Origin of the sequence: Methylobacterium sp. WL1, from assembly GCF_008000895.1 — a bacterium.
In the GTDB taxonomy this organism is placed as follows: domain Bacteria; phylum Pseudomonadota; class Alphaproteobacteria; order Rhizobiales; family Beijerinckiaceae; genus Methylobacterium.
Genome location: NZ_CP042823.1, coordinates 1,470,233 through 1,483,224, shown reverse-complemented (window position 1 = coordinate 1,483,224; position 12,992 = coordinate 1,470,233). Strand labels below are relative to the sequence as shown.

Sequence of the window (12,992 nt, the reverse complement as noted above, 5' to 3'; positions counted from 1 at the left end):
GCCCCGAACGGGGCACGCGACGGCGCGGCCGGAGATATGGCGCGACTACGTGACATTCTAGACACAACGGCCGGCACCGCCAACCCGCGACGCGCGCATCTGAGCCGTCGCCAGCGCGCGGCTCAGCGGTTAACCCTGGGCCGGGGATTCGCGAGGCGCAGCATGACCGAGACCGTCTGGTGGAAGCGCGGGACCGTCTACCAGGTCTATCCGCGCTCGTTCCAGGATACGAACGGCGACGGGGTCGGCGACCTGGCGGGGATCACGGCGCGGCTCGACTACCTCGCCTGGCTCGGGGTGGACGCGGTGTGGATCTCGCCGGTCTACCCCTCGCCCATGGCGGATTTCGGCTACGACGTCGCCGATTACTGCGGCATCGACCCGTTGTTCGGCACGCTGGCCGATTTCGACGCGCTCATCGCCGAGGCCCATCGGCGCAAGCTGAAGGTGATCCTGGACTTCGTGCCCAACCACTCGTCGATCGCGCATCCGTGGTTCGCGGAGAGCCGGTCGTCGCGCTCCAGCCCGCAGCGGGACTGGTACATCTGGCGCGACCCGGCCCCGGGGGGCGGTCCGCCGAACAACTGGGTGTCGAATTTCGGAGGCCCGGCCTGGACGCTGGATGCGGCCACCGGCCAGTACTACTACCACGCCTTCCTGGCCGAGCAGCCGGACCTGAACTGGCGCAACCCCGCCGTCCGGGCGGCGATGCACGACGCGCTCCGGTTCTGGCTGGACCGCGGGGTCGACGGGTTCCGGGTCGACGTGATCTGGCACCTGATGAAGGACGCCGGATTCCGCGACAACCCGGCCAATCCCGACTACGCGCCGGGCACGCCCGAGATCAACCGCTTCACCCAGGTCTATTCCGCCGACCGCCCGGAGGTGTTCGACGTCATCGCCGGGATGCGGGCGGTGCTGCGCCGGTACGGCGAGCGGGTGCTGATCGGCGAGATCTACCTGCCGATCGAGCGGCTGGTGGCCTATTACGGCCCCGACCTCACCGGCGCCGACCTGCCCTTCAACTTCCAGCTGATCCAGACCCCGTGGCGGGCCGACGCGGTCGCCGACCTCGTGGCCCAGTACGAGGCGGCTCTGCCCGAGGGCGGCTGGCCGAACTGGGTGCTGGGCAACCACGACCAGCCGCGGATCGCCGCCCGGGTGGGCGAGGCCCAGGCTCGCATCGCCGCGATGCTGCTGCTGACGTTGCGCGGCACCCCGACCCTCTATTACGGCGACGAGATCGGGCTCGGCCGCGTCGCGATCCCGCCGGGGCGCGCCCGGGACCCCTGGGAGCGCAACGAGCCCGGCCACGGCCGCGACCCGGAGCGGACCCCGATGCAATGGGACGAGGCCCCGCAGGCCGGCTTCTCGGCCGGGGAGCCGTGGCTGCCGCTCTCGGAGGATTGGGCCACCCGCAACGTCGAGGCCCAGCGCTCGGATCCCGGCTCGATGCTGACCCTGCACCGGCGGCTCCTGGCGCTGCGGCGCGACCACCCGGCGCTCTGCGTGGGCGACTACCGGGGCCTGCCGGTCGAGGCCGAGGCCGTGTTCGCCTACGAGCGCTGCGCCGACGGCACGTGCCTGCGCGTGATCCTGAACTTCGGCGGCGATCCGCACAGCCTGTCCCTGCCCGAGGGCGACTGGACGGTGCTGCTCTCGACGCTTCCCGGCCGGGCGGGGGCGAGCGTCGGCGCGCCCCTGGCGCTCGGGCCTGCCGAGGGGGTGATCCTGCGCCGCACCTGAGCCCGCCCCTGCCATCTCTTGTCGCAGTGCAGCACGGACATCGCGCCATGGCGAAATCTGTAACCGAAGCTTAAGGCTGACACCGGCCTAAATTGTGCGTCGCAGCGGAACGGGTGCGACGGAGGAGCATTGGACATGGTTGAGGCCGTGACAGCCGCGTCTGCCCGATCCTCTGCCAGGCCGGGGCACCCTGCCCGGCCCGGAGCGATGCCCATGCACGACGCGCGTCGCGGCGGTTTCTGCGCGGATGAAGCCTTCGGCGAAGGCGGCGGTGCCGCAGCGCAGTTCACCAACCCGGCCTGGCCGGCCTCGCTGCGCCGCCGCATCCTGTACGCCACCCCGGAGATGGCCGACTTCGTGAAGACCGGCGGCCTCGGCGAGGTCTCGGCCGCCCTGCCCCGGGCCCTGGTGCCGCATTACGACATCCGCGTCCTGATCCCCGGCTACCGCCAGGTCCGGGCCGCGTTCCCCGACATCCCGGTGGTCGCCCGGCTCGAGGGCTTCGCGGGCGTACCCCCCTGCGACCTCGGCCTGGTCGAGGCCGCCGACGGCCTGCGCATCTACGTCCTGCTGGCCCCCGACCTGTACGAGCGCGACGGCACGCCCTACGGCGACGCGAACGGCGATTTCGGCGACAACGACCTGCGCTTCGCCCGCCTGAGCCTCGCGGCCGCGGAGATCGCCGCCGGCGCCGATTCGGACTGGGCCGCCGACCTGCTGCACCTCAACGACTGGCAGGCGGCCCTCGCCCCGGCCTACCTGGCCTGGCGCGGCCGGCGCATCCCGAGCGTGCTGACGATCCACAACCTCGCCTATCAGGGGCTGTTCCCCCGCGACAGCCTGGGCCGCCTCGGCGTGCCGGATTCGGCGTTCCAGGTCGACGGCGCGGAGTTCTACGGCCAGCTGTCGTTCCTCAAGGCCGGCATCTTCTACGCCTCGCAGGTCACCACGGTGAGCGAGACCTACGCTCGGGAGATCCAGACGCCCGAGATGGGCTGCGGGCTCGACGGGCTGCTGCGCACCCGCGCCGGGCAGGGGCGGCTGGCCGGGATCCTCAACGGCATCGACGAGACCTGGGATCCGAGCACCGACCCGCACCTCGCCACCCGGTTCGAGGTCGACGACTGGAAGGGCAAGCGCGCCAACGCCGAGGCGGTGCGCCAGCAATTCGGCCTCGCGGTCTCCCGCGGGCCACTCTTCGCCATCGTGTCGCGCCTGGTGCACCAGAAGGGCATCGACTTGAGCCTGCAGGCGGCGGAGGCGATCGTGGCCGAGGGCGGACAGCTCGTGGTGATCGGCCAGGGCGAGGGCCGGTTCGAGCAGGCCCTGCGCGGCCTGTCGAAGCGCCACCCGGACGCGGTCGGCGTGCATGTCGGCTTCGAGGAGGCCCAGGCACGGCGGATGTTCGCCGGCAGCGACTTCCTGCTGATGCCCTCGCGGTTCGAGCCGTGCGGGCTGGCCCAAATGTACGCCCAGCGCTTCGGCTCGCTGCCGATCGTGCACCGCACCGGGGGCCTCGCCGACACGGTGGAGGACGGGGTGACCGGCTTCACCTTCGCGGAGGCCTCGGCCCCGGCGTTCGGGTCGGCGGTCCGCCGGGCGTTCGAGGCGTTCGGCCAGAAGAAGCGCCTCAACGCCATGCGCCGGCGCGCCATGGCCGCCCGGTTCGGCTGGGACCAGGCCGCCGACAGCTACGCCGGCCTCTACGCCCGCGCCATGGGCAACAGCCCGGCGCTGCGCTGGCGCGCCGCGTAGGGCTGGCGCTTCGGCAGGCTCTGAATCTGTTCGCGGCGCGGCAGGATATCATCCAGTCCGGATCTGACACGCGTCCTCCCTCCCCCCTTCGCGGGGGAGGGTGGGCCGGCCGTCAGGCCGGGTCGGGAGAGGGGCAGCGCGACGGTTCAGGATCTCACGCCTGTCGCGCGCTTTCCGGAAACGGCGCTCCCCTTTCCCGACCCCTGCTGACGCAGGGGCCACCCTCCCCCGCAGAGGGGGGAGGGATTTACGTCACCGCTCCAGCAAAAAAATCATCGTCGCCAGCGGCGGCAGGGTCAGCGACAGGAACTGCGCCTGGCCGTGGGCCGCCTCCGCGTCGGTGTGGCGGCCGCCGTTGTTGCCGAGGTTCGAGCCGCCGTAGACCCCCGCGTCCGAGTTGAACGCCTCGCGGTAAAAACCCGCCTCCGGCACGCCGACCCGGTAGCCCTCCCGGGGAATCGGAGTGAAGTTCGACACCACGATCGCGACCTCGCCCGGCTTGGCGCCCTTGCGGGCCCAGGCGATGACGCTGTTGTCCTGGTCGTCGGCCACCAGCCACTGGAACCCGGTCGCCTCGACGTCCCGGGTGTGGAGGGCCGGGGTCGAGACGTAGAGCCGGTTGAGGTCCCGCACCACGTCCTTGACGCCCTTGTGCAGGGGATCGTCGAGCAGGTGCCAGTCCAAGCTGATGTCGTGGTTCCACTCCCGCTCCTGGCCGAACTCGCCGCCCATGAACAGCAGCTTCTTGCCGGGATGCCCCCACATGAAGCCGAAATAGGCGCGCAGGTTCGCGAATTTCTGCCAGCGGTCGCCCGGCATCTTGCCGAGCAGCGAGCCCTTCCCGTGCACGACCTCGTCGTGGGAGAGCGGCAGGATGAAGTTCTCCGAGAAGGCGTAGAGCAGCCCGAAGGTCAGGTTGTGGTGGTGGTAGCGGCGGTGGATCGGATCCTCCGACACGTATTTCAACGTGTCGTGCATCCAGCCCATGTTCCACTTGAAGCCGAAGCCGAGGCCGCCCGTGTAGGTCGGGTGCGAGACCCCCGGCCAGGAGGTCGATTCCTCCGCCACCGTGATGGTGCCGGGGGCGTGGCTGTAGGTCGCCTCGTTGGTCTTGCGCAGGAAGTCGATGGCGTCGAGGTTCTCGTTGCCGCCGTAGCGGTTCGGGATCCACTCGCCCTGCCGGCGCGAATAGTCGAGGTAGAGCATCGAGGCCACGGCATCCACCCGCAGGCCGTCGAGGTGGTAGTGCTCCAGCCAGAACCGGGCGTTGGCGGCCAGGAAGGTCGCGACCTCGGTCCGGCCGAAATTGTAGATGTAGGTGCCCCAATCCTGGTGGAAACCCTGGCGCGGGTCGGCGTGCTCGTAGAGGTGCGTGCCGTCGAACAAGCCGAGCCCGTGCGCGTCCAGCGGGAAGTGGCCGGGCACCCAGTCGAGCATCACGCCGATGCCGGCCTCGTGGGCGGTGTCCACGAAGGCCGCGAAATCCTCGGGCGTGCCGAAGCGGCTGGTCGGGGCGAACAGCGAGACCGGCTGGTAGCCCCAGGAACCGTCGAACGGGAACTCGGTGATCGGCAGCATCTCGATATGGGTGAAGCCCATATCCTTGACGTAGGGGATCAGCCGTTCGCCCAGCTCCTTGTAGGTGAGGTAGCGGTTGCCCTCCTCGGGCACCCGCGCCCAGGAGCCGAGATGGACCTCGTAGATCGAGATCGCGGTGTGGCGCGGATCCTTGGCGCCGCGGGTCGTCATCCAGCCGGCATCGCGCCAGTCGAACTCCCCCGTCCCGTGGGTGACCGAGGCCGTCTCCGGCGGGTGCTGTGCCGCGAAGGCGACCGGGTCGGCCTTGAGCGGGATCAGGGCGCCGTCGGGGCCGCGGATCTCGAACTTGTAGCGCTCACCGGCCTTGAGGCCGGGCACGAACACCTCCCAGATCCCGCCTTCCTGCCACAGGCGCATCGGGTGGCGCCGCCCGTCCCACTCGTTGAAGTCGCCGACGACGCTGACCTTGCGGGCGTTGGGCGCCCACACGGCGAAGCGGAAGCCGTCGATGCCGTCGAGCTGCCCCGACTGGGCGCCGAGCATCCGGTAGACCAGGTTGGTGCCGACCTCCCGCAGGGTCGCGACGTCGTAGGGCTCGATCGAGGAGCCGAAGCCGTAGGGGTCGAAGCGGCGCCGCTTGGTCCCGTCCCAGAACTCGACCTCGATCTCGTAGAGCGGCCGGCCCTCGCCCTCGATCCGGGCGACGTAGAACCCGTCCGGGTGCCGCTTCTCGAACGGCACGGTGTGCGCGCTCGTCACCAGGGCGGCGGAGCGCGCCTCGGGCAGGACGGCGCGGACCTCCCAGGCGTTCGGGCCGACCCGGTGGGGGCCGAGCACCGAGAACGGGTCGCCGTGGTTGGCGGACATCAGCGCGGCGATCGCGTCCGGATGGGAGCCCGCCGGCGCCGAGGCGGCTCCGGAGTTCGGGACATCCGCGTTCCGCGCGCCCGCCGCTTCCGGGTCGTTCCGCGGTGCGAAGGTCTCGTCGATCGCCGTCATTCAGTTTCTCCGGGCTCGCGGCCGTCCGTGTCCAGAATGGTGAGAACCCCTCGGGCGGGGATTTCGATCCAGTCCGGCCGGTTGTTGGCCTCGTAATCGACTTCGTAGAGGGCCTTGGTCAGCAGGCAGAGGCGCAGCAGCCGCGTCCGGGTGGCCGGGTCGGTCACGGCCGCCCGCGTCCCCGCCGCGGCCGCGTCGTAGCCGGCCAGGAAGGCCGCCTCGATCATGCCGCGCCACGCCTTGGCCGCGTCCCGCGCCCGCTCCTCGGAATCGCCGAACCGGACGGTGATCTCGCGGATCACGGTCTCGGCCCCGTACGCGAAGGAGCGCATCAGGCCGGCGACGTCGCGCAGCGGCATCGACTTCGCCCGCCGCTCGTCGGCCGGGCGGGAGGGCTCGCCCTCGAAGTCGACGATGATCAGGTCGCTCTCGGAAACCAGCACCTGACCCAGGTGATAGTCGCCGTGGATGCGGATCTTGTGGGCCCCGCGCGGCGCCTCGGTGGACAGCGCCTCGATCAGCGCCTCGACCTCGGCCCGCCGCTGACCCAGCTCCGCGCAGGCGGGCTTGCCGGCATCGAGGCCGCGCTCGACCAGGCCCTTGAGCGCCCGGAAGGCCCGATCGGCCTGGTGGCGCGCGTCCCGGACGAGCACCGCCAGGTCGTCCTCGGCGAACGGCTCGGCCGCGAAGGCCGGGTCGTCGGTCTCGATCGCGAAGGCGGCGTGCATCTCGGCGGTGCGCCGGCCGAGCAGGTCGGCCCAGGGCCGGTGGGCCTGGAACGCCTCCTCGGGGCTGGCGGCCTCGCTCTCGGGGGTGAGCACGACGGTCTCGAAGTCCCGGCGCAGGCCCTCCAGCATCAGCGTCCAGGCGTCGCCCTGGTTCATGACGAACTTCTGCAGGACCGCCAGCGCCGTCCGGGTGCCGTCCTCGGCCACGTGCTCGAGCGTGCCGAGCAGCGCGGGCGTGTTGGAGAAGCCCGCCTGCTCGGTGAGGAAGCGCCCGACCTCGATCTCGGGATGCATCCCCGGCTGCAGGCGGCGCAGCAGCTTGAGCATCATCTTCGAGCCGATGGCGATCGAGGTGTTGCTCTGCTCCGCCGACAGCCGGCGGATGTCGGCCACGTCCACGGTGACGTCCGGATCGAAGGCCGACGTGGTGGAAAAGACCAGCCGCCCGCTCTCGGTCGGGATCTCGGTGCCCTGGCGCATGTCGTCGATCAGGCAGGCCGCGAAGTCGTTGGAGCCGGCCGCCCCGTAGAGCAGCCCGGTCCGCGGCCCGCGGCGCACCCGCGCCACCGCGAAGGGCAGCAGCGTCTCGTCCTCGCGGCCCTCCTCCACGCCGACCGGCATGAAGTATTCGTGGCTCTCGCCGTTGGCGAGCTGCACCTGCAGCCGCGGCAGCAGGAACCGGGCGCTGCCGTCCACGTCCTTGAGGGCGGCGAAGTCGACCACCTTCACGGACCGGATCCGCGAGCCCTTGGCGCCGAACCAGCGCCGGCTCAGCAGGAACGGCGGCACCACGGTGCGCTCGAAGGCGACGCGCTCACGGCCGGACATCAGGCTCTCGATGCCGCCGGTGAGCACCAGGGTGAACAGCTCCGGGGGCTCCTGCTGCGGGCCGATCGCGCCCGAGCGGGCGGCGCTCAACGAGAACCAGTAGAAGCCGTAGGACGGCAGGGTCAGCAGGTAGGGCAGGTCTCCGATCGGCGGGAACTCGGTGCCGCCGGTGAGCTCGATCGGCACCGCGGTACGCAGCTCCGACAGGTCGAGCTGCACCGCCTGCGGGGCCCGCGACAGGTTGGCGACGCACAGGATCCGCTCGTCCTCGTGCTCGCGGATCCAGGCCAGGACCTTGCGGTTCGAGGGATAGAGGAACTGGATCGTGCCGCGGCCCAGCGCGACGCTGTTGTTGCGGATGGCGATCATCCGCCGGGTCCAGTTCAGCAGGCTGGTCTGCGACTGGGTCTGCGCCTCGACGTTGATCGCGTCGAAGCCGTAGATCGGGTCCTGGATCGCCGGCAGGAACAGCCGCTGCGGGTTCGCCTTGGAGAAGCCGCCGTTGCGGTCCGGGGACCATTGCATCGGCGTGCGGACGCCGTCGCGGTCGCCCAGATAGATGTTGTCGCCCATGCCGATCTCGTCGCCGTAGTAGAGCACCGGCGTGCCGGGCATCGACAGGACGAGGGACTTCATCAGTTCGATCTTGCGCCGGTCGTTCTCCAGCAGCGGCGCGAGGCGGCGGCGGATGCCGAGGTTGATCCGGGCGCGCCGCTCGGCGGCGTAGAACGACCAGAGGTAGTCACGCTCCTCGGCGGTCACCATCTCGAGCGTCAGCTCGTCGTGATTCCGCAGGAAGATCGCCCACTGGCACCCCTCGGGGATCTCCGGGGTCTGGCGCATGATGTCGGTGATCGGATGCCGGTCCTCCCGGGCGATCGCCATGTACATCCGCGGCATCAGCGGGAAGTGGAACGCCATGTGGCATTCGTCGCCGTCGCCGAAATACTGGGCGGTCTCCTCGGGCCACTGGTTGGCCTCGGCCAGCAGCATCCGGTCGGGATAGCTGACATCGAGGGCGGCCCGGATCGCCTTGATGACGTCGTGCGTTTCGGACAGGTTTTCGCAGTTCGTGCCGTCGCGCTCGATCAGGTAGGGGATCGCGTCCAGCCGCAGGCCGTCGACGCCCATGTCGAGCCAGTAGCGCATCGTCGCGATGACGGCTTCCAGCACCTTCGGGTTGTCGAAGTTCAGGTCCGGCTGGTGGCTGTAGAACCGGTGCCAGAAATACTGCTTGGCGACCGGGTCCCAGGTCCAGTTCGAGGACTCGGTGTCGAGGAAGATGATCCGCGTGTCCTTGTACGGCGCGTCGGTGTCCGACCAGACGTAGAAGTCGCGCTCGGGCGAGCCGGGGGGCGCCTCGCGGGCCGCCTGGAACCAGGGGTGCTGGTCGCTGGTGTGGTTGATCACGAGCTCGGTGATCACCCGCAGGCCGCGCTCGTGCGCTGCCGCCACGAAGGCCCTGAAGTCCTCCATGGTCCCGTAGGACGGGTTGATGCCCTTGTAATCGGCGATGTCGTAGCCGTCGTCGCGCAGCGGCGAGGGATAGAACGGCATCAGCCAGATCGCCGTGACCCCGAGGTCACGGACATAGTCGAGCCGCCGGGTCAGCCCCTCGAAATCACCGATCCCGTCGTCGTTCGAGTCGAAGAACGACTTGACGTGGATCTGGTAGATGATGGCGTCACGGTACCATTGCGGGTCGCTGCGATCGATCATCGCGTCGCTGCCTCATCGGTCGAAGGTCAAGGGGACCGGCGGTCGGGACCGGCCGGGGCGCGGGCGGTCGGCCGCGCGGCGCAATGGTCGGCGGCGGGCAGGCCCGTCGCCGGTGTCAGACGTGAGGGTGAGGTGCCACGGGTGGCCTCAGCCCGCAACCCGCCGCGGCGCCCGGAGACGCCAGATGACGCAGGATCGCTCGGCCGGATCGAGCGCGATGCGGTGGGTCTTGCCCCGCAACTCGAACCTGTAGCCCTGGATCAGGTCCTCAACCTCCACGGCGCCGTCATCCGGCAGGCCGAACAGCCAGAGCGGCACCTCGTAGGTGCATTCCTGGCGGTTCTTGGGATCGAGGTTGACCATCGTGAACACGCAATTGTCACGCTCCGGCGTCGCCTTGGCGTAGGCGATGATCTGGTCGTTGGAGGCGCCGGTGAAGACCACGTTGCGGAAATCCCAGAGGGCGGGGTTCTCGCGCCGGATCTTGTTCAGCGTGACGATGTGCTCGCGGATGTTGCCGGGCCGGTCGTAGTCCCAGGCCTTCAGCTCGTACTTCTCCGAGTTCAGGTATTCTTCCTTGCCCGGGTAGGGCGCGGCCTCGCACAGCTCGAAGCCGTTGTAGATGCCGTAGACCGACGACAGGGTGGCGGCCAGCGTCCCCCGGATCACGAAGCCCGCCCGGCCGCTGGTCTGGAGGTAGTGCGGGTTGATGTCAGGCGTGTTGGCGAAGAAGTTCGGGCGGTAGTACTCGCCCATCTCGCCGGCCAGCTCCAGGGCGTATGCGGTGAGCTCCTGCTTCGTGTTGCGCCACGTGAAGTAGGTGTAGCTCTGCTGGTAGCCCGCCTTGGCGAGCTTCTTCATCATCTTCGGCCGGGTGAAGGCCTCGGCCAGGAACAGAGCGTCGGGATAGCGGCCGTTGACCTCGGCGATCACCCATTCCCAGAACGGGATCGGCTTGGTGTGCGGGTTGTCGACCCGGAAGATGCGCACGCCCCGGGCGCACCACCCGAGCAGGATGTCGCGCAGCTCGATCCACAGCGAGGGCAGGGCGCCCCCGTAGAAGTGGACGTTCGAGATGTCCTCGTACTTCTTGGGCGGGTTCTCGGCGAATTTCAGCGTCCCGTCGGGGCGCCACTCGAACCATTCGGGATGGTCCTTGATCCAGGGATGGTCGGGCGAGCACTGGATCGCGAAGTCGAGGGCGATCTCCATGCCGAAGGCGTGGCTTTCCGCCACCAGCCGCTCGAAATCCTCCAGCGTGCCGAGGTCGGGGTGCACGGCCTCGTGGCCGCCCTCCTCCGCGCCCACCGCGTAGACCGAGCCGACATCGCCCGGCAGGGCCTTGAGGGTGTTGTTCTTGCCCTTGCGGTTGGTCCGGCCCACCGGGTGGATCGGCGTGAAGTAGAGCACGTCGAAGCCCAGCTCGCGGATCTCGGGCAGCCGCCGGATCACGTCGTCGAAGGTGCCGTGGCGGTTCACGTCCATCGATTGCGAGCGCGGAAAGATCTCGTACCAGGCGGAGAACCGGGCCGCGAGCCGGTCGGCGATCACCGGCAGGACCACCGGATAGCGGCTGAGATTCACCCGCTCGGCGTTCCGGCGGACCAGGCTCGCGGCCTCGGGTTGCAGGATCCGCTCGAGCTGGGCGGCCGAGCCGGTCTCCTCGGCGGCGAGCGCCGCGACCAGGGCGGCGAGCCGCTCCCGCGTCGCGCCAGCGCCGGCCGCGGGCCAGGGAGGCGGCGCTCGACCAGGGTCACGCCCTCGATCGTCTCCAGGCGGACATCGACGCCGGCGGCGCGCTTCTTCAGGGTGTCGCGCACCCAGGACGAGAACGGGTCGCGCCACGCGATCAGGGTGAATTCGTAGCGGGCGTTGCGCTCCAGGGGGAATTGCCCGGCCCAGCGGTCGTTGTCGACGAAGACCATCGGGTCCTCGCGCCACGCCTCGGTGCCGGCGACCCGCGACAGGATCGCGGCGTCGAGGATCTCGTGGCCGTCGGTGAAGATGTCGGCCTCGACCCGCAGGGATTCGCCGACGACGCGCTTCACCGCCGAACGGCCGCCGTCGAGCTCCGGGCTCACCGCCTCGATCACCACCCGGCCCTCGCCGGTCGGCGTGTCGCGCTCGGGCAGCTGGGCGACCTGGGCGGGCCCGGCGCTGAGGATGCGCAACTCGCCCGGGAGCAGGTCGATGGCGCTGCCGGGATGGAACGCGATCGGCTCGGCCTCGGGGGTCCGGTCGACGAAGGCGCCGAGCATCCCGCCGGTGCGGGCGATGAGGGTGCCGGCATCCACCGGCACCGGCCTGTCCGACGGGTTGTAGAGCACGATCACGGCGTTCTGCGCCGAGGCCGGATGGCCGGTGTCGAAGCGGGCGAGCGCCACGAGGTCGCTGTCGGGGGCCGAGATGCGCATCTGCGCGCCCTCGACGTTGGCGGCCGGCAGTTCAGCCCGCAGGGCGTTGATCGCCCGGATCGAGGCGGAGATGTCGAGGCCGGTGTCGGTCTCGCGGTCGCGCGGGGTGGTCTCGACCACGTGCAGCGCCCGGCGGTAGCCCCACTCGTAGCCGATCGGCATCAGCACGCCGGCCGAGAAGAAGGCGGCCAGCGCGTAGCGGGTGCGCAGGTGCCGCGCCACCGCCTCCGGGGCCGCCGCCGGCCTCGGCGGCCAGCCGCTTCATGTCGTGGTTTTCCGGAAAGGCGATCGAGGGCGCCAGCACCCGCAGGCGCTCGTACTGCTCCAGCGCCCAGGGCTTCTGGAGGTCCCACCAGGCGAAGGAGTTGAACAGGTAGTCGAAGCCGGCGCCGGCCGTGGCGCGCGCCTCCTCGAAGGTGCAGCCCAGGGTCTCGGCGGCGAACAGGCAGGCGGGGTCGCGGCCCTTGGCCTCCCCGATCAGGACGCGCCAGGTCTCGGGCGGGACCTTGTAGGCGGCATCGCACCGGAAGCCCGCGACGCCGAGCGCCTGGAGCCGGGCCACGTAGGCGCCCCAGATCCGGGTCAGCTCGTCCCGGGCGGCGGGCGTGTGATAGTCGAGTTCGGCGAGATCGCCCCAGACCGTGCGGATCGTGGGATCGTCCGGGTCGACGGCGCCCGGATGCATGATCGAGCCGTCGGGCTCCTTCATGAACAGGTCGGGCCGCTCCACGGCCAGCCGGGCGTTGTCGGCGGTGTGGTTGATCACGAGGTCGGTCATCACCGACAGGCCCGCGGCCTGCGCGGCGGCGCAGAACCGGCCGATCTGCGCGTCATCGGGCGTGCCGTCCTGGTCACGGAACCGCTCGTCGAGCCGCTCGGGATCGGCCACCGCGTAGAGGCTCCTCGAGCCGCCGGTCTGGTGGAACGGGTTGAGGTAGATCCAGTCGAAGCCGAGCGCCGCGATCCGGGGCAGCTCGGCCGCCCAGTCGGAGACGCGCCCGACCAGCAGCGGGAACAGGTTGTAGATCCGCGGCCCCGCGGCGCGAGGCGCCGGGGATGCGGGCAGGACGGCCTCGGCCCCGGTCGTCGCGGCGGCGGCTTTGGTCGGTGCGTTCATGCTGGTCTCTGGCTCCTGGTCCATGTCTCGTAACGCCCGAACCGCGCGGGCGTGCCTTGCCCGGGACGGCGCGAATGGTCAGGTCCGCGCGACCCGTCTCTCAGCAGATTCGCATGACAGGTCCGCGAGGGGCCTGCCGATCGTGTT

4 protein-coding genes and 1 pseudogene are annotated in these 12,992 nt (G+C 70.4%); 2 read left to right on the top strand and 3 right to left on the bottom strand.

The window, feature by feature from the left end; all coding sequences use genetic code 11:
- The first annotated feature begins 162 nt into the window (after positions 1–162).
- Positions 163–1,746: an alpha-amylase family glycosyl hydrolase gene (locus FVA80_RS07420; protein ID WP_147909458.1), complete on the top strand. Its 1,584-nt coding sequence runs from the start codon at positions 163–165 to the stop codon at positions 1,744–1,746.
- 213 nt (positions 1,747–1,959) lie between these two features.
- Entirely contained in the window at positions 1,960–3,501 is a 1,542-nt protein-coding gene (gene glgA / locus FVA80_RS07415; protein WP_147909459.1) for a glycogen synthase GlgA, read from the top strand.
- Positions 3,502–3,753: 252 nt separating this feature from the next.
- Here the strand turns inward: glgA and glgB are convergent, their stop codons facing one another.
- The 3 genes and pseudogenes from glgB to FVA80_RS32130 all read right to left on the bottom strand — a co-directional run bounded on the left by glgB (position 3,754) and on the right by FVA80_RS32130 (position 12,845).
- Entirely contained in the window at positions 3,754–6,039 is a 2,286-nt protein-coding gene (gene glgB / locus FVA80_RS07410) for a 1,4-alpha-glucan branching protein GlgB (RefSeq protein WP_147909460.1), read from the bottom strand.
- Positions 6,036–9,314 carry a maltose alpha-D-glucosyltransferase gene (gene treS, locus FVA80_RS07405; protein ID WP_147909461.1) on the bottom strand — a complete coding sequence of 1,093 codons (3,279 nt, stop codon included), beginning with the start codon at positions 9,312–9,314 and terminating at the stop codon, positions 6,036–6,038. Before treS ends, glgB begins: the two co-directional genes overlap by 4 nt.
- Positions 9,315–9,461: 147 nt before the next feature.
- A pseudogene (locus FVA80_RS32130) lies at positions 9,462–12,845 on the bottom strand (maltotransferase domain-containing protein).
- Between the last annotated feature and the right edge of the window lie 147 nt (positions 12,846–12,992).

Bases quoted from the DNA above. Each gene is read 5' to 3' on its own strand.
- FVA80_RS07420 (WP_147909458.1), top strand. From the start codon at position 163: ATGACCGAGACCGTCTGGTGGAAGCGCGGGACCGTCTACCAGGTCTAT.
- glgA (WP_147909459.1), top strand. From the start codon at position 1,960: ATGCACGACGCGCGTCGCGGCGGTTTCTGCGCGGATGAAGCCTTCGGC.
- glgB (WP_147909460.1), bottom strand. From the start codon at position 6,039: ATGACGGCGATCGACGAGACCTTCGCACCGCGGAACGACCCGGAAGCG.
- treS (WP_147909461.1), bottom strand. From the start codon at position 9,314: ATGATCGATCGCAGCGACCCGCAATGGTACCGTGACGCCATCATCTAC.